This is a genomic window from Aliinostoc sp. HNIBRCY26 (genome assembly GCF_050235535.1).
Lineage (GTDB): Bacteria > Cyanobacteriota > Cyanobacteriia > Cyanobacteriales > Nostocaceae > Trichormus.
Map to the genome: position 1 here is coordinate 3,636,460 of NZ_CP189852.1, position 19,276 is coordinate 3,655,735.

General features: G+C 38.8%; 13 protein-coding genes. 4 read left to right on the forward strand and 9 right to left on the reverse strand.

Translation table 11 applies throughout. The features are described 5' to 3' along the window. Positions 1–202 precede the first annotated feature (202 nt). Positions 203–1,387 carry a peptidoglycan-binding protein gene (locus tag ACQFX9_RS15575; protein WP_427156831.1) on the forward strand — a complete coding sequence of 395 codons (1,185 nt, stop codon included), beginning with the start codon at positions 203–205 and terminating at the stop codon, positions 1,385–1,387. Positions 1,388–1,476: 89 nt separating this feature from the next. Here the strand turns inward: ACQFX9_RS15575 and trxB are convergent, their stop codons facing one another. Further along, positions 1,477–2,847 carry a thioredoxin-disulfide reductase gene (trxB, locus tag ACQFX9_RS15580; protein ID WP_427156833.1) on the reverse strand — a complete coding sequence of 457 codons (1,371 nt, stop codon included), beginning with the start codon at positions 2,845–2,847 and terminating at the stop codon, positions 1,477–1,479. A 307-nt stretch (positions 2,848–3,154) separates the two neighbouring features. On the opposite strand from trxB, the gene ACQFX9_RS15585 reads away from it, so the two are divergent. After that, positions 3,155–3,685: a type IV pilin-like G/H family protein gene (locus ACQFX9_RS15585; RefSeq protein WP_427156834.1), complete on the forward strand. Its 531-nt coding sequence runs from the start codon at positions 3,155–3,157 to the stop codon at positions 3,683–3,685. Positions 3,686–3,858: 173 nt separating this feature from the next. Further along, complete coding sequence (locus ACQFX9_RS15590; protein ID WP_427162902.1) at positions 3,859–6,075, forward strand: O-linked N-acetylglucosamine transferase, SPINDLY family protein; 2,217 nt, start codon at positions 3,859–3,861, stop codon at positions 6,073–6,075. Positions 6,076–6,607: 532 nt separating this feature from the next. On the opposite strand, the gene ACQFX9_RS15595 is transcribed toward ACQFX9_RS15590, so the two are convergent. From ACQFX9_RS15595 to ACQFX9_RS15610, 4 genes are all read right to left on the reverse strand, one after another. After that, complete coding sequence (locus ACQFX9_RS15595; RefSeq protein WP_427156835.1) at positions 6,608–7,621, reverse strand: IS701 family transposase; 1,014 nt, start codon at positions 7,619–7,621, stop codon at positions 6,608–6,610. Positions 7,622–7,850: 229 nt separating this feature from the next. Beyond that, a complete protein-coding gene (locus ACQFX9_RS15600; RefSeq protein ID WP_427156836.1) occupies positions 7,851–8,978 on the reverse strand; it encodes a hypothetical protein in 1,128 nt (375 codons plus the stop codon). Between the two features lie 533 nt (positions 8,979–9,511). Next, positions 9,512–13,330, reverse strand: a complete 3,819-nt coding sequence (locus ACQFX9_RS15605) for an FkbM family methyltransferase (RefSeq protein ID WP_427156837.1) — start codon at positions 13,328–13,330, stop codon at positions 9,512–9,514. A 42-nt stretch (positions 13,331–13,372) separates the two neighbouring features. Then, positions 13,373–13,762: a tetratricopeptide repeat protein gene (locus ACQFX9_RS15610; RefSeq protein WP_427156838.1), complete on the reverse strand. Its 390-nt coding sequence runs from the start codon at positions 13,760–13,762 to the stop codon at positions 13,373–13,375. A gap of 742 nt (positions 13,763–14,504) precedes the next feature. Between ACQFX9_RS15610 and ACQFX9_RS15615 the strand changes: the two genes are divergently transcribed. After that, complete coding sequence (locus ACQFX9_RS15615) at positions 14,505–14,723, forward strand: DUF4327 family protein (RefSeq protein ID WP_236143702.1); 219 nt, start codon at positions 14,505–14,507, stop codon at positions 14,721–14,723. Between the two features lie 159 nt (positions 14,724–14,882). Here the strand turns inward: ACQFX9_RS15615 and ACQFX9_RS15620 are convergent, their stop codons facing one another. From ACQFX9_RS15620 to ACQFX9_RS15635, 4 genes are all read right to left on the reverse strand, one after another. Continuing rightward, complete coding sequence (locus tag ACQFX9_RS15620) at positions 14,883–15,068, reverse strand: hypothetical protein (protein ID WP_427156839.1); 186 nt, start codon at positions 15,066–15,068, stop codon at positions 14,883–14,885. After that, positions 15,049–15,306, reverse strand: a complete 258-nt coding sequence (locus ACQFX9_RS15625) for a four helix bundle protein (protein ID WP_427156840.1) — start codon at positions 15,304–15,306, stop codon at positions 15,049–15,051. Before ACQFX9_RS15625 ends, ACQFX9_RS15620 begins: the two co-directional genes overlap by 20 nt. 188 nt (positions 15,307–15,494) lie before the next feature. After that, entirely contained in the window at positions 15,495–16,769 is a 1,275-nt protein-coding gene (locus ACQFX9_RS15630; protein WP_427162904.1) for a protein kinase domain-containing protein, read from the reverse strand. A 123-nt stretch (positions 16,770–16,892) separates the two neighbouring features. After that, on the reverse strand, positions 16,893–18,986 hold the full coding sequence (locus tag ACQFX9_RS15635) for a serine/threonine phosphatase (RefSeq protein WP_427156841.1): 2,094 nt from the start codon (positions 18,984–18,986) through the stop codon (positions 16,893–16,895). Positions 18,987–19,276: the final 290 nt, after the last annotated feature.

Genomic DNA, 19,276 nt, shown 5'->3' on the forward strand with positions numbered 1-19,276 from the left:
ATAGTAGCGGCATCTGAACCTGATTATGGTATAAACTATTTATGCCAAAACCAGAAACAAGATGTATATAAATGATGTCATCAGGTAAAAGAATTTAACTTGGTTTACCAAAAATCCAACTTTGTTTGTCAGTATAAAAGCTAATATTTAGAAAGATTCTGTCACCTACCCAGCACGTTTAGGCTGCTACTTTGAATTTAATATGAGGCTATACCGCTCCTCAATTTTAATCATCACCTATGTTTCTTGCCTGGGTTTTTACTTAAATCGCGCCAGCGCAATTGCACCTAACTTAGCACCCGAAGTCCGGTATCTGGCACAAGTCAGTACCACCAGACCAAGCAAGCAGGTTATTCTCACTCCAGGCAGTCAAGGGTCAAATGTACGAACACTGCAAACTCAATTGAAGGAGTTGGGGTACTATGATGGCCTAATTGATGGAAAATACGGTGAAAGTACAAAACGTGCTGTAGCTAAATTTCAAACAACCAAGGGTTTAAAAAGAGTAGATGGTTTTGCCGACCAAACCACCCAAGCGGCTTTGCAGGTCTTGGTGGCGGCGAAAACCAGTCAAATGGCTATCTCTCCTATCAATCAAACCGCCAATTCGACCATAACGACTAACAAAAAACCCCAGTCCAACTATCAAGACTTGATTTGGTGGTTAACTTTGGGCTTAGGAACATTAGGAAGTCTTGGGGCTATTCTGTTTTTGTTGAGATGGTATGAGCAGAACAAAGAAGAAAAATTACCACAATCTAAACAGACAAAGGCTCTAAGTCCAGCCAATGAAGAGAGAATTCCATTAGCCTTACCAGAAGCCGAAAAAACAATAGTTACTCAAGAAAATACGGCTCAAACTCCCAATTCGTCCACATCATCTGCATCAGTTTCGACAACAGTGATGCCCCCTGTAGAAACAACTTCCCGCATCACTAAACTCAATATTGTTGATGAATTAATTAAAGATTTACGCAGTCCCGATCCCAGTAAGCGACATAAAGCCATCTGGGATTTAGGTCAACAAGGGGATTCACGCGCCATTCAACCATTAGTTAACCTGTTAATTGATGCTGATTCCCAACAGCGCAGTTTAATTTTGGCTGCTTTGTCAGAAATTAATATTCGCACACTCAAACCTATTAATCGGGCTTTAGCTGTCTCGATGCAAGATGAAAGCCCGAAAGTTCGCCAAAATGCCATCCGCGACTTGACCCGTGTTTACGACTTAATGGGACAGATGAGTCAAATGCTAACCCACGCCCTAGATGATCCTGATGCTGAAGTTCAAGCTACAGCCAGGTATGCTCTCACGCAAATGAATAGAATGCGGAATGTGCCAAGTCAGATTTCACCCAAGGATAGTCAGAAAGATTCGGTAGATTAGGGACTGGGGACTGGGGACTGGAAGGTGGACAAGGTAGATTTTTATTTTTATGCCCCATGCCCCATGCCCTATTCCCAATTCCCAATTCCCTAAATATTATTTTCAATCAATTGGCGATACTCGCTTTTTTGCTTCACACCTTTGACTTCCTTGAGTAGTTCTTTATTCTTGAAAAATTGGATGGTTGGTGTTCCTGTTACGCCAGCGTTTTCGGCGATGTCGCGGTCTTTGTCGATGTCAATTTCGACAAAGTGAACTTTACCGTCAAATTCATCGACTACTTTATTAAGTATGGGCTTGAGGGTATGGCAAGGGCCGCAACCTGGGGCGACGTATTTGACAACCAACAGGCGATCGCTTTCGTGGAATAATTTCCTTAAGGCATAACTACCCTCATGGCGAGTTGCTGTTAAATTAAATTCCGCCGCTTGTTCTGCTTCCGTTTTCTTCGCAGTTGGCTGGGGTTCTAATTCATTATTAATTGTCGGTTGTTGATGGAATTCCTGAATCAAACCATTAGCAGATAACCAACGTTCCGCCAGCAACGCCGCCGCGCAGCCACTACCAGCAGCCGTAATTGCTTGGCGATATTCATGGTCTTGTACGTCACCCGCCGCAAATACACCCTCGACACTGGTTTCTGGTGAACCGTGTTTAGTAACGATGTAACCTATTTCGTCTAGTTCTAGCTGTCCCTTAAATAAAGATGTGTTGGGAGTGTGTCCAATGGCGTAGAATAAGCCCTTGGCTGAGAGCTTAGTTTCTTCACCGGTTTTGTTATTGCGGACTACTATCCCTTCCATGTGACCATTACCGAATATATCCACAGTTTCGGTGTTCCAATGGACTTGGATTTTGGGGTTACTCAATACTCGATCCTGCATGGCTTTAGAAGCCCGCATTTTATCAGAACGCACTAACAAATTGACTTTTGAGCCATACTTGGTCAAATAAATCGACTCTTCCGCCGCCGAGTCACCAGCACCAACCACTGCTAACTCTGCACCGTGGAAGATTGGGGTTGCGCCATCACAAATTGCACAAGCTGAAATTCCCCGACTCCAGAATTGATGTTCACTGGGTAAGCCTAAACGCTTGGCTGTTGCACCAGTGGCAATAATAATAGTATGCGCCTTGACTTCCCTTTCTTCGGAACGGATAGTAAAAGGGCGTTGACTCAAATCAACTGAAATTACATCTTCTGTATATAACTCAGCTCCCCAACGTTCCGCTTGCGCCTTCATTTTATCCATTAACTCTGGCCCGGTAATCCCTTGTGGAAATCCAGGAAAATTCTCTACTTCCGTCGTCGTCATCAACTGTCCACCAGGTAATCCCCCAGCTTGGAAACCTTCAAATACCACAGGTTTTAAGTTAGCTCGTCCAGCATAAATCGCCGCAGTGTAACCTGCTGGCCCAGAACCGATAATTACTAAGTTCTCTACAGTCTGATTAGTCATAATAATTATCCGAACTCATAACGACTACGTTTAATATAGCATAACTAGCTATACTCGCCAATGGCAACTCCCAAAACAGAGCGCGCCTTGTTTTTACAGGTGAATCAAATAAAAAATCATCAGTAGAAAACAGGATATATACCTGAGTTCTCTTTCCTCAGAGGAATTTTTATTAGTATATATACGTAAATAGAATTTTCTAGAGAAAATTTTTTACTGGAGTGATAGGTTGCCGTTTGTAACTGGGTAAGTTCTTTTTAGAACAGAGCGATCGCGAACTACTTACCCCAAACTTCAGGAGAGACCCATGCTCAAGCCAGAATTACAAGCAAAATTTTTACAACACCTCAGCAACCGTAAGAACAGAGAAGAAGAAGGTTTTACCTTAATTGAACTGCTAGTAGTAGTAATTATCATCGGTGTACTAGCTGCGATCGCGTTACCTTCGCTACTCGGACAGGTAAACAAAGCCAAACAGTCCGAAGCGAGAAACTACGTAGGTACAGTTAACCGTTCTCAACAAGCTTACTACTTAGAATACCAAAAATTTGCTACCAACCTGGATGAATTACAAGTAGGTATCAAAACTCAATCTGAAAATTATCAATATAGCATCACTGGTACTGGTTCAAGTGCAGCTCAATTTAAAGGCGTAGCTTACAAGCCAGCACTTAAATCTTACTACGGTTTAGTTGGTACAACCCAAGGCAACAGTGCTACTTCAGAAGCTCTGACATTAGCGATAGCTTGTGAGACAGCAGGCCCCAGCCAAACTGTAGCTGATGTCACCACATTTGGTACAAGTTGTGCAACAAACTTTGTTTCTTTGGCTAGATAAAAGAAACAAGATCATTTACTAAAAATTATTCCTAGTAAGTTCACATAATTTTCTTTGTTGGGTAGTGTTTTGATGACATTACCCAACTTCTGCGATCAATTGACAGTGATATTTTCCACCTAATTCATACTCTAGTTCTGAATGCCCAGTTTCACAAATCTATGGTCTATTCTATGCTTTCCTTAACTAATCCCAACCAATACCATGAGCGTGCAGAAAAATATTTTCTTACAGGTAATTACATTCAAGCTGCAAGTCTTTATGAAGAAGCAATTGCTATAGAGCCTGATATCAAATCCTACTATTGGTATTTGGGATTAATTTTACTCTTACAAGGGCAGGAAGTAGAAGCTCAAACAACTTGGTTCATGGCAATGATGGATGGAGAAGCAGAACAAGTTGATCTTTGGAATGCAGAGTTAATCACAATTTTAAAGACGGAAGCCGAACGTCAGGAGGAACAAGAGCAGTATACTATCGCTGAAAAAATTCGCCGCAATATCAAAGAATTTTCTCCTCAAGAGATTCATAACCTCTTACATCTGGTTTTACTATATATCAAGTTAGAAACTTATGATAATGATTTACAGGATTTGGGAATAATTGATATTCTCAAGGATGAATCTACCATAGAAGTTAATTTAGACTTATTAATGCAGGTTCTCAAAACTACTTTAGATTATGCTCCTGCACATCTTTCAACCTTAGATTTTGTCAATGTCTGTGTACCTTATTGTCAAAATAATGTCACCGATTTATTAACTATTTTACTACCATCTGCTATAGAACTTGCCTACTCTAAACGTCTACCAGGAATAGCTGCACGTATCTGTGAGATTTATTTAAGCTTAAGTCCTAATAATACTGAGGTTATAGGTCAATTAGCTAGTTTTTATCAAAATGCTAACGAATTTAGCAAAGGTATAGAAACAGCAAAATTATACTCTTCTCTAGTAGAAGAATTTGCAGATAAGGTTTTTGCAAACCGTCAAGTTCTGCGTGGTTTAATGAGTGCAGGCGGATATTGGGAAGAATCTTATGCTGTAAACAAAACACAAGAATCACTAATATTATCTCTGATTGAAAATCAACCTACACAACTTGATAATGTAAGAATATCCCGATTGTTTAATGCTAATTTTTTTGCCCCATACATTGAAGACAATCCTAGCAGAAATAGAAATATTCAAAATCGCTTACTACAGCTTTGTCATCTCAATATAGGAAATTATGCAAAGGAACAAGTAGAGAAATATTTTCATGGAAATTTAGAAAGAAAAACTTTAAAAAGAACTGACAAAAAAATAAAAATAGGATATCTATCTTATTGCCTGAGAAGTCATTCGGTAGGTTGGTTAGCTCGGTGGCTATTTCAGTATCATGACCATGATAAATTTGAAATTAATGCTTATATTATTAGTACAAACCCAGAATGCGATCCTTTGCATGAATGGTATCTTAGCAAAGTAGATAAAGCATATAAATCCAATAAAACTGCTGAGATTGCTGAAGAAATCTATCAGGATGAAATTGATATTTTAATCGACTTAGATAGTATTACTCTAGATATTAGTTGTGAAGTTATGTGCATGAAACCTGCACCAGTTCAAGTTACTTGGTTAGGCTGGGATGCTTCAGGAAGTCCATCGGTGGATTATTTTATTGCAGATCCTTATGTATTACCAGAATCAGCGCAAGAATATTACAGTGAGAAAATTTGGCGTTTACCTCAAACCTACGTAGCTGTAGATGGTTTTGAAGTGAGTGTACCTACAATCACTCGTGAGGAATTAGACATTCCTCATGATGCTGTTGTATATTTCTCTGCTCAACGAGGTTTTAAGCGACATCCAGAGATTACTAGACTGCAATTGAGAATTATTAAAGAAGTTCCCAATAGCTATTTCTTAATTAAAGGACTATCTGATGAAGAATCTATTAAAAAGTTTTTTGATCAGCTAGCAGAAGAAGAAGGTGTAGATACAGCAAAATTTAGATTTCTTCCTGGTGTAATTGCAGAATCAGTCCACCGGGCTAATTTGGATGTTGCGGATATAGTTTTAGATACCTATCCTTACAATGGAGCTACAACCACTTTAGAAACTTTGTGGATGTGTATTCCTATGGTGACAAAAGTAGGTGAGCAATTTGCAGCACGCAACAGCTACACCATGATGATGAATGCTGGTGTTACAGAAGGAATTGCTTGGACTGATGAGGAATATGTAGAGTGGGGTGTGCGTTTAGGTAAAGATGAAGCCTTAAGACAACAAGTGGCTTGGAAGTTAAGACAGTCGAGAAAAACATCACCTCTATGGAATGGTAAGCAGTTTACCCGCGAAATGGAGAAAGCCTTTACCCAAATGTGGGAAATATATATGAGTTCGTAGTAACGCATTCCCCACGAATAAAATTCGGGGGCTTTTAGCAGCCCTGAGAAATAGCGGTTGGACTCCTGTTCAGGTTTCGCAACACTATCCCTCGAACCTCTGGGCGCGGTTACGATTAAACAGAGGATGTACTCATCCCCACGCCCCAAAAACACATTGTTTTGCCCTTGGCAAGCAATATGTTTTTACCCTGTCAAGACTACGCGACAGTCTTTATGTCTACTGGCTGAAGCCGTTTCTGTCGGGTTGCACAGTGCCTTGCTCATTTCGACATACACTCATTATCTCATGAAACACAAGTATTTTGGGACGGCTATTTCAATCGCCTGCTGCTTCCTCCCCATGTCTCAAGCCAGGGGCTTCCGCAGCGAGGAGGTTCGGTGAGTTCGACGGATTTAAAAACCCCTCTCCAAACCTCTCCCCTGCAAGGAGAGAGGCTTCAAAACCTTCATTTTTCGTTGAGTTTCAAGATATCAGGACTTACGCAACTGGCACAAGCAATGGTGAGCTTCGCGCACCGAGCGCCCAAAAACTACAGAGAAGACATAGCAATATCTGGACGTTTTAGTTGCTCAATTAAATAATTAGAAAGCAAATTGTGCTTGAGCTTGTAAATAGTTTGACCTGTTTGATAAGCTAAACTTTTCAGTCTTAGCCAAACTAACATAGCGCAAGCAATATGATTTCTTTGAAGACGGGCTTTACGGCATTGACATGATTCAATACCAGTTAGTTGCTTTATTTCTCGATGAAACTCCTCTATTTTCCAACGAATTTTACACACCTGTTGTGTAACATCCGTAGAACTTTGAGATAAATCGTTTGTTGCGACATAATCCGTCCTATCGGTAGAGATAGTAACCCGGAAAAGTTTCACTTTTTTCTCAGCAGGGAATCCTTTAATTTTTATGATTTTACCACATTTTAAATCTTCCTGACTCCATTCTAGAGATTCAATATTCTTATATTTTTCTCTACCAAAACTATCATCTACTAAACGATTAGTCTTTAAAGGACAATAATAAACTTTATCTAGACTATCGATATAAAGCATTAAATTATTGACCGCATACCAAGTATCCATTAAAACTGTATTGAAAGGTAGAATCTTTTGATATACAAGCCCTTGGAGCATATTTTTCACATGGTCAATCTTGCTGAAACCATCATTTTCTGGATTGAAAATTCGATAATCTATTACCCAGAAATTGAGAGTTTTAGGATTAACATATATGCAACTTACTATTCCTATCCCTCTAACAACACCATGTTCATTACCACTATACTGCCTTCGTACTATTTCTATTTCTTCAGAAAATCTTTTATCTAAAACTGTATCATCAAATATAATATAAGCATCCTCGTCAGTGACAATTAAATCTTTGACATTATCCCAAAGTAAACGAGGAGTTAATTTTTCATTTCTTAAATAATAATTAATTTTGTCATGACTAATATTTGACAAATGTTCTGCTAGATTAGTGATTGTATAGTTAATTTGACTGCTAAGTAAATATTGACAATAATTAAGTTTAGTAAATTTCATCACTAACCAACTTTTTGATGTACTTCTATCAATTTTCTCATAAAATTTTTAACAACAAGATACATCACTATTTATTGTTACTAATTCGAGTCAAACCAATCAAACACATTCTCGCTAAATCAATACCTATGTACTACTGGCTAGCGATCGCACTGTGCCAGTTGCGTAAGTCCTGGATATTTAAGCCCCTCTCCGCGTCGGAGAGGGGTTTGGGGAGAGGTCATCGAATTCACGTTAATTTCACGACTTGTTTATAGAATGCTTCCAAAGCTGCGACACAAACCTGATCATCAAATAATTGATCATGACGTTGACTCATACGTTCTGAAATCTCATGTCGCCAATCTGGATTTTGCGCTAATTTAACGGCAATATCAATATATTCCTGTTCATTATCAGCGATAGTATCAGTCACTCCTAGCATTTTTAAAAAACTATCAGAGTGACGACTCCGCATAAATTCACCAGGACGAGTAACTACAGGAAGATTACAAGCGATCGCTTCTAAGGTAGTATTACCACCAGACCAGGTAAATGTATCTAAGTAAATATCTGATAGCAGGTTAATCATCAGATAATCCAGTCTTTCAGGAATATTTAAAAATACGCAGTAATCTTGAAAATTTAGACCCAAATTTGCAAAAGCTCGTTGCAGACGTTCTTGCAATAAAGTACCCCGCAAAAATATAAATTTCGCTTGTGGTACATGAGACGCTATTTCTGCAAAAATAAAATCGTATTGTGGTAAATATTTAAACGGTGCTTGGCAGCATAAGTAGAGAATATCATCATCTGATAAGCCAAAGTCAGCACGACTTTTTACAACAGGTGGAATATATGGCTTGGGGTATGAAACGCCAATATTAGGTAAAAGAATTAATTTTTCTGAATAATGTTCTTGGGCATTTTCTGCTTCCATTAATTGGCTAGATAAGAAGTAATCAATTGTTGGTAAACCAGTAGTTACTGGATGTCCCCATGCTACACATTGTACAGGTGCAAGTCGCAAAGCACCCATGAGCAGATTTTGAGGATTCATCCCAACTTCTGGATAAACTAAAATATGCACTTTATCGGCAATTATTTGTTCACAGACACTAGATAAATCGTGAGGAATATGGTGGAAAAAATCACTATATTCTCTAAATTTATCAGTTACTGCATCTGGTTCATTACCTGTGTAATAACAGTAAATTTCAAAGTTGTTATGATTGCAGTATTTTAACCAACCAGTTAACCAAAGTGTGCCACTGTAAGAATGCAGATAATGGGAAACATAACCAACCCGAATTTTTTGGTTTGTTTCGAGTTGGGACATAGATAAGGGTACTATCCATTGCGGAAAGTTGGCTGACATAATTTCATGCACTAACTTTCCATATAGGCGTTGTAAATCTACATCATTTTGAGCTTGATAAGACAGATAAAAATTCGTTAGCCTACTGATACCCGCTAAAGCATTTTCTTTATCTGCAACACTTTGTAGGCTGGTTTGCTCAATTAACTTCTGTAGTCCTTGAGTATAGCGTTGACGATAAAATAATATTTCTTCGGGATTGTTGTAAATAGTCGGAACTGTTAAATACTTCAGCAGTTGAAAAGTATAGTCATCAGGTAAGTATTGGCAAGCTTTTTCCGCACAGTCAATTGCTGCTTGAGTGTAGCCATTGCGGCGTAAATCAATAATTAATGTAAAATGTAGCCTACCATCTGTAGGATAATGATTAATTCCTACTTCTAGAGTTTGAAAATACTCCTCTAGTAAGTTTAGATTTCTGTAACACTGGCTTAAATGCCAGTATATATCTGCACTTGAATGACCTAATTCAATTAATTTTTGATACGCTGCGATCGCTTCTTGCCATCTACCACCATTATATAACTTATGACTCAGGTAAAAAAAAACTCTTCTTCTTGTACTTGGCTAAAACTTGTTAGTTCATAAGCCGTGATATTTTCTGCTTTTACTTTTACTAATGCTTCTCGGTTTTCATGTTCTAAAATAATTCTGCCATGAACTTGCGGTATTAAAACCTGCCATTGGATATCGGCTAAATTTTCTAGCAAAGAAATTACTAATCCATCAGAAATATCTAAATCTTCTTCCATGAGCAGATTCATAGTTACACTAGATAACAATAACTCAGCATCTTCAGTTGATATATTAGTCGCCTCAATTAATAAAGTGGTTTTGCTACTATCTGGGTGAATTGCTAGTGTCTTGATTACTTGGGCTAACTCTAAACAGATTAAATCTTCTGATTCTGACCAATCTGGGAAGATAATTAAATTAATTTCTCTTAAATTTAATGACTGAAGGGTAGTATTAATCAAAGTATGACTAACAATTTCTGCCATTGTTGACCAGGAAAACTTCTTCGCCTGTGCTAAACCAGCAGTAATTAATGATTGGCGAATAGCAGGCTTTTGTACTTCACATAGTGCATTTGCTAATCCATCTACATCATCATCATTGACGTATATTGCTGCATCTTCTGCTACCTCTGGAATGGAAGCATTAGGACAAGTAATCACAGGACAACCACAAGCCATTGCTTCAATAATAGGCATTCCAAAACCTTCATATTTAGAAGGATAAACTAGAGCGACAGCACCAGAGTAAGCCGTTGCTAATTCTTCGTCACTTAGTTTTAAAGTATGAACAACACTACCAAATGTATATTCTCTAAAGTGAGAGTCTAATGAGCCTCCACCACCTGTAACAACAATATCAAAACCGTAGCTGCTCACAAGTTCAGAAAAGGCTTGGAAGAATAAAATACTGTTTTTATATCCAGCACCAACGCCAGATAATAAGAAGTAAGGCTTGGTTATAGCATACTTAGTCTTAAAAATGCTGATCTCATCTAATTTAGATGGAACAAAAGTGCTGCTAACCCCACAGTAAGCTACTGTAATTGAACTTGAAGATACATGATTAAAGCATTTTACTAAGTCAAATGCTGTATTGTTAGAAATAGCTATATAAGCAGAGGCGTGTTCTATTGCGTGTTGTTTATCTTGCCACATGGGATTACTCATATCCCATCCAATTACTTCTGGAATCATGTCATAGGCCATGAATACAGAAGGCGTTGTGAGAGGTGTTGTGTAGTAAGATGAAATAAATAAATCTACACCTTCTTGATCACATACTTGCTGAAGTAATTCTCGTTCATGATTGATATCTTTATAATTATAACGAGGTAAATTCAAATACTTAATATCTGCAAATTTAGGTGCAGTACCAGCACGATCAACTACAATCAGATGTTTTGCAAATTCAGTGTTTGACCATTCTTGTAATAAAGATTTCCAAAGACGAGCAATTCCAGTTTGATAAAGTTGGAAAAAGATAGCATCAATGAGAAATATTGGTGATGGTTTACTAATTTCCGAAATTTGTTGTTGTACTTCTTCTGGTTGTAAAAATCGCCAATCATGATCATTATTTTTTTGAGCAATTGGCACTACTCCATATTTTAGTGCATTATCTACTTGGGTTTCATCGTAAACCCAAGGAAAATATTCCTTTAGCAAAACTGGAAATCTATCATTCGCTTGCAAACAATTCCATCTTCCAACAGCATTTTTATAGCCGTAGTATTTTTCTTTAAATCTTAGTTGTTCTTGAGTGACGTAAGCAAAATGTTGAAATACTAAACCATTTTCTTCTGTTTCATGATGCAAAAAAGGATTTACATCCGCTAAATTTTTATATTTACCATCAGCTAAAGGTTCTACTAGTATAGGAGGTTCATGAGCAGCCCAAATATATCCAGGTTTGAATCGCCAAGTTCTTAACCATTCTTGCTGAGGGTTATGTGCATAGCAATTACGAGAACTAATAATTAATTTTTCACCTACAAAATACCAGCACCAGTAGAAAGCAGCTGTTTTATCAGGATTACTAATGAACATTTCTCTAACAGTACAAATCTGTTCTAATGTCCATAGTTCATCAACATCTATCTGCCACAATAAACATTCTTCTTGAATATTTGGAAGTGGTGCATTCACCATTTCTCTTTTTCCATCCCAGAAGATACCTTCTGGTTGACGATAGACTGTGACATTTTCTGGATAGAGTTTTACAAGTTCATCTATATATTCTGTAGTGCCGTCACAACTACGTCCCTTTTGATGAAATTCATCACTAATATGTCCACCCAATTGGACGCTCCAACTAGTGTCATGCTTTAATTCAGCTACTCCTTCAACAATATGCCAATGCCATTTAAAAGGTAGTTGCTTGAAAATCTCAATGTGATAACGAATAAACGGTTGCCCATTAAGAACAATGGTAAAAAAGTGAATTGGTAACGAGGGAAAAGCAATATAATTTTCGTAAAAAGAATTTGAATCCGTTACTTTTTCTCCAAATTCTCCATTTAAATTTATGCGGTGACACTCGTAACCATTTTCCGTTAAAATATCAAATGTATGTTTAGCGTCACGGTTTAATCCCTCCAGCATTTTTTGTGATATTTCAAACTGGATAAAACCAATTTTCTTTTGTCTTAATAGTTCAACGCTTCCCTGTAATACATCACTTTCTGCACCTTCAACATCTATTTTTAAATAATCAATTCTGTCAATATTATTGTTTTGACAAAATGAATCTATAGTTATTGCTTCTACAATTTCTGTATTCACAATAGGAACATATTTTCCAGAACCTGCTGGGTCTAACATTTGTGGTACACCAATGCTATTCCACGCAGAAAACTCATCTGGAAATTCATGAAATTCTATTTGAGTGTTATGCGAGAAAACGGCTTTCTGATATGAGTTAATGTTATGCTTATCTAAGCTTAGTAATCTTTCTTGTATTTTATTGAATGTACTTAAAGTTGGCTCAAATGAATATACTTTTCCGGAAGATCCTACTAACTTACTAAATAAAACTGAATAATCACCTATATTAGCTCCTATATCAAACACTAACATTCCAGGTTTAACAAGTCTGCTAACAAGTTTTTGTTCAGCCATTTCATGAGCAGAAAAACAAGTTTCTGGATAGTCAATTTTTTTAAAAATAGAGTATCCATTCCTGAGAGAACTATTTTGAACTACTAATTCATAATTTTTATCTGTCAGTAGTTCTTGATGGTTATGATAATTCTTAAAGGTTGTAATATCATCTAAAAAAATATATTTTGCACCGTAAACCTCACATAGTTCGGCAATACCAGTAAATTCCGAACCATCAATTAAGACGACATCAAAATGTTCAATATTATTTTCTTGTTTGATTTTTCTGATGCCATTTCCAGAAAATCCAGACTCCTTTACATACTCAATATCTTGCTCAAGCCAGCCAATAACACGCTCTAATGGATAAATTTTAAGATTATTATTAGTATTATAATAAAAATCGATAACTTGCTTTTTGTCAGGAAAGCTTTCTACCGACACAGACGATATATTATAAACTTTAACGAAATTGTCATTTTTATATCTCTTTTCTAACTCCTGAAATCTAGTTTTTGATACCTCCATGCAAAACAAAACAGGCTTGTTGGGATTTTGCCGCATTCCTGTAACAAAGGCTTCAGTGCTTCCTTCTCCTGAAGATGAACCAATCTCTAAAACTGTTTTAATATTTTCATTTCTAGCAATGCTCTGAATCACCGCATAGAATTCATCATTTTTAATTTCAGGAGCAATTAAGTTATTTAAGTCAGAATTAGTGCTTGGATTATTCATAATTTCTAGTTTATGTAAAGTTTTCTCTTAATTTGAAATATTTTATTTTTCTCGTTTCTTTATATCGGCCAAAATAACCTGATAATCTTGTCTATCAGGATGTTGCTTTACCAGCTTTTCTAATATTTCTCTTGCCCCTTTAAAATCTTTTAACTGCACGCGTATTAATGACAACTTTTCTAAAGCAACTTGGTTGTTCGGTTCTCGCTGTAAAACTAATTCGTAACCTTTCGCTTGTTCTTGTAGTGAAGGTTCAGCAGACTGAGTTGGAGTGACTTGTGGCGGATTCTGTATAGCACGTTGGATAGTTGAAACAGCTCCAAATGCTAGGGAACCAAAGAAAGAAATAATTGACACTGTTGTCCAAATTCTTTTTTTTCGTTCAATCTGTCTTTTACGCGTCTCTAAATAGTCATCCCCTGATCTAGCCATGTTTGAATCTGAGTTGTGGTAAATACTGAGTTACAGCAAGCTTCTAGATAAGAGATTACCCATTACTTCACAGAAACTAACATCTCAACTAGATTTTTTTGATGCTGGTATAAAGTCAAATATTAAGATGTATGAATTGTGGCGGTAATCAAAAACTTCTTGATTACGGCTAATAAAATATACAAAACAAAAATAGTTAATTACTTAAGTATTTACTTAGTTATCTGGTTTTTCAGCCTCAATATCAATAAAGTTGATTGTGGCTAAACTTCTAGAGAAAAATTAAATATATATTAAGATTTGCAATAATGTGATAAAGTCTCTGATGTTTGCGTTATCGTATATAATCGTTTGAATCTACAGAGCAAATATTCTGTGAGTGTTGTTTCAACATCTTGAATTAGCCAGTATTTTATGGGCTTTATAAAAGTTGCAAAGATTCTTGTAGATACGAAAAATAAGTCTTTACAGGCTGTTTTTCCTAGTGTGCTGACTGCAAACTTGAAGGCGATCGCTAACTCCGTTTTGCATTGACTATAGTTGCTTGGCACAGTTCAGGCTTTGTGGAGTAATTACCGTACAAAACCGAATTGACAAGCAAATTTATCGAGTTTGTTATGGTATAGTAAAAAAGTTAAGACTTGCTTTACCAAATACACTCTACGCGTTTTTGACAGTTGCAAAACGGAAAGCAGTTTTGATTAAGCATTTACCCAATAAAATTTTGAATTGAATCGAGGTTATGACTCAGCAAGTAATTCACCCAATGGTGAAATTGCAGCGTAACGTGCAATCACTCGTTGAATCCAATATTATCAAGCCAAGCGATAGCATTTGGAAAATTGCGCTGCTTTATGGAAACGATTGGCAGCATTGGAAACAGGAACTCTTAGACTTTGGTTTCACTATGCAAGATCCAATAGGGGATTTGCTAGCTGTGGAAGCATGGGATGAAGAATAGGGACTGGGGATTGGGGACTGGGGACTGGGGACTGGGTAGTAGGAAAGTTTTTTGAGTTTTGGTTGACGGCTGATCAGTCCTCAAACATGGATGTGTAAATATCTCATCGCTACATCCCCGATACCCAATCCCTAATCCCCAATCCCTAATCCCCAATCCCTAATCCCCAATCCCTAATCCCCAATCCCCCAATTTATTGCCGTACTCTTCTTTGCCTTGTTTTTGGGAGCGAATGAAACGACAGTAACCGTTGAGACCTTTTTCAATTTGGTCTTTAATCTCTGTTACCCAGTTTAATTGTTCTTGAGTACAGTAACCTAAACTCTCAGCAATAACATAAGGCACTTTTGGTTTCGGCTAATGAACCACGAGCAATGTACATGAAACGCAATCTATCCAAGTAGTGATAGCGTCCATAGCCCTCAGCTATATTGAGCAAAATACTAGCTGCTGCTCTGCGTAATTGATCGCTCAGATTGTAACGCTCAAAATCTGGTAATCTATCTGCCAGTCGATAAGCAGCCTTTAATAACTTGATACTATCTTGATAGAAGCCCAAAGACTCAAAACCCCTATCTCCCATATCATCACAACAAAGAGTCCTTCAATTCTATGAAGGATTTCTTCTAATTGCCTAGTCCCCAATCCCCAGAAAAAGTAAAAAGTAAAAAGTAAAAAGGCAAAAGAATCTTTTCCTTTATTTTTAATTTATCCCCAATCCCCAATCCCCAGTCCCCAATCCCCAGTCCCCAGTCCCCAATCCCTAATCCCTCACTGACAATTAGCCAAGGCTTGGGCTAGTTCTTTAGACGTTTGATAGCGATCGCGCGGTAAAGGTTCTGTGACACGCTCAATAATTTCTCTTAATTGTGGTGTGACAGTGGGGATTTGGCTGACATCGAAGCGGAAACCGCGCCCTTTTTGGCGATAAAACTTAAAGGGATTTTCGCCTGTTAGTAGAAAAATTAGTGTTGGGCCGATTGCATATAAATCGGATTGCGTCAGGGGTTGTCCCCGTTCTTGTTCTGGCGCACAATAACCTTCTGCACCTATGCGAGTACCTGGGGTTGTGCCAATTTCCTTGACTGCACCAAAATCTAGCACCACTATTTGATTATTGGCATTCCGCACCATCAGGTTAGCGGGTTTAATATCACGGTGAATTAATGGTGGTTCTTGAGAGTGGAGATAATCAAGAATATCGCAAGTTTGGATCATCCAGGCGATCGCTTGCTGGGGGATGACAGGGCCATAAGTATAGATGCGTTTTTCTAAATCTTGGCCGTGAACTAGTTCCATTGCCAAGTATTTCTTACCGCCTTCGACAAAAAAGTCATAATACTTAGGAATTCCCTCATGATTGAGGGATTTGAGGGTGTGCGCCTCCCGATCAAATAATTCCTGAGCCTTAGCAATTTTCGCCATATCAGCATTCATTTGCTTCAGCACCAATAATTGCGGGTGTCCACCAATCAACCCGGCTGCATCCCAAGCCAGATAGGTAGTACCCATACCTCCCTGTCCCAAAGTTCGTAAAACTTGGTAATAGCGGATAGTCTGCTGTACCGAAAGCGGTTGTCCACAATGGATACAAAATAAATTTCCTGGGGAATTTCCCTCATGAGTGCAACTAGGTTGAGCCGCTTTTCTTTGTGAGGTGACTGGTAGAGGCAGATTTTCTGACAAACCACCTAATCCTGACAAGGGTAAATTAGGAGTTGGTGCTGTCTCCTCCTGAATTTGAAACTGTAAGATTGGCCCTCCCTGCGCTAGTTGCAGCAGGGAATTATGGGGTAACGAACTCTGAATTACTAGCACCCCGTCAAGAAAAGTGCCATTTGTGCCTTTACTAATGATTTGCCATGAAGCACCATTCTTAGCAGAACTGACTTGCCGAATTTCTAAATGGTGCCTAGACACTAAACTATCAGTTAACACAACATGATTATCCGTCGCTCGACCAATCCGAATGACGGCGGAATTTTCAAAGCACCACTGTTTGATGGGTGTTTTTTGTTGCGGTTCTAGCAAAATCAGAGTAACCACAATACAACCTGGATGATATGGGGACTGGGGATTGGGGATTGGGGATTGGGGATTGGGGACTGGGGATTGGGGAATAGGAACTAGTTGAAATTTCTCCCCCTGCATCCCCAGATCCTCTGCTTTTTAGTCCCTACTCCCCGTATTGGGGCGGACTTTTGCCCGGACAAGTATAGCAGTAATGTTGTCATGACCGTTGTATTGATTAGCCAAATCAATTAACGTTGTCACGCCTTGTTCTAAATTATTAGTAAAACTCAATAAAGGTAAAAGGTGGTTCTGCCAATGAGTTTCTAGTAAATCATTATCGGATAGACCATCTGACACCAGCACAAAAACACTATCCTCATTAATGTGGAAAAACTCCACATCAGGATTAATTGCACTGTCATCACGCGGCCCCAATGCTTGAGTTAGTTGGTAAGCGTCTGGACGCGCATAGGCAATACTAGCTTCTACACCTCTGCTAATTTCTCGTTGTCCTACTTCATGATCTAACGTTAATTGTTCCAAACCCCGCTTCCGCGTCAAGCGGTAGAGGCGGCTGTCCCCCACATGAGCGACGGCGGCTTGATTACCTTGAATGAGTAGCATTACCAAAGTAGTACCCATTCGTCCTACCCCAGAACGGGCATCTTGTTGATTTTTCTCGTAAATTACCCTGTTTGCTAGATAAACAGCTTCTCGAATCTTGCTTTCTGAGGGAAACTGATTACTATCCCAGTTTTCTTGAAAATACTGCCTGAGAGTTTGGACTGCTAGTTGACTAGCCACCTCACCGCCGGCGTGTCCACCCATCCCATCACAGAGAATATACAAACCTTGGGCTTGGAGAATTCGGTTTTTGGGCAAGTCTACCTTTTCAATTTTAGTCACAATGCCAAAGCAATCCTCATTATGCTGTCTTTGACGACCAACATCGGTAGAACCAGCATCTTCTAAATTGCTTAACTGCATTGACAGAACAACTGTTGGTAAATCATCCCCTCTAGCTAAAGTATCTTCTGAATCGTCTATCTGTAAAAACGTCGGTGAAGCAGTGGGTAATACTGATTCAGCAAAAATGGGGGAAGAGCCAACTTCTAATTCTGTGGCGACATCTTGTAAACGCGATCGCAACTGTGCGATCGTGGGAATATTACCTTGTTCTAAATCTTCTAAAACTTGGATTAATGAACCAAATTGAGTACGCTGTGAACTTCTAAATAGCTGTTGCCAAACTCGCCCCAAAGGTCTCAGAATGAAAGCCTCGGCTGAAATTTCCTCAAATGTTGCCGTGGTATCTGGCAATTCTGTTTCTATCGGCTGTAAATATAATCTCTGTAGTCCGAGAGTTTGGTCTTCATCCAACCGCAGATTCGATATATCTAACAAACTGTAATGACAGTTCAGTGGTTCTAGCAGCATCCACAGTTGAGTCATTTGATAACACCAATGCAGAATTTGCAACGAACTGGTTGTTTCCTGTTTCCACGCATCTAGTAAATATTGCCAATGAGAACGGTCTTCAATCAATACAACCTGCATCTCATCATCTTCCCAAGCATCATGAATCTTAGGAATTTCTGGGTGATGGGGGGACTGTAGCGCAATGTAAGCTTCAGCAATTTTGGGAATCCCACTGATTTCATTCATGGATGCCATCACCCCTTGCTTCTGATTGGCTAATATCGCCTCAATTGGGGAAATTTGATAAGGTTGACGGTCTAAAACCCTAGTGGATACTTCCCCATTCTCAACCAATGGCGATGCCAAAAACTGATAGCGTTGTTCCTTCCCTAAATAAGTACCAATAGACAATTTTGGGGGCAAAGTCGGCGCATTATCAGGCGTTGGTTCTTGAGCATCGGATATTGGTGCTTGGGCATCAGGCATTGGGGATTGGGGAGGCAGTGCGGTGGGCGGGTTTCCCGACTTGTAGCAACTGCCGTCATCGGGTATTGGTTCTTGGGGAATATTCTCCCCTACTCCCACTACTCCCTCCTCCCCTGTGCTTTCCTCCTTCCCAGTCCCCAATCCCCAGTCCCCAATCCCTTCTACCCCCACAATAGCCCACCAAACAGTGCCACATTCGGCACCGCAGTTATGGCACTGTAGCAAATCTACACTCACATCGGTACTACATTGGGGACATACCTTGTGGGTTAGGGAAGTACCACATTTTTGACAGAAATTGTTACCGTTAGGATTTTCAAATTGACACTCAGGACAAATCAGCATGGTGGAAGTTCCTTAATTCCCGTTCCAAGGTGCTTCTAGCCACTAATATCCAAAGTGCCACAATCGGCCGCCCCTGCCTACAGTAGACCTACAAAAAATTGTGGTTTCACCCGTGAATTTTGGTGGCAGTATTAATTGTGACGCATATTAGCTAAATATTTCAGACATCGGCAAGGGAATTTATTAAATTTGGGGATTGGGGATTGGGGATTGGGGATTGGGGATTGGGGACAAGGTAGACAAGGTAGACAAGGTAGATTTGTTTTCTGATGCCCTATGCCCTATGCCCT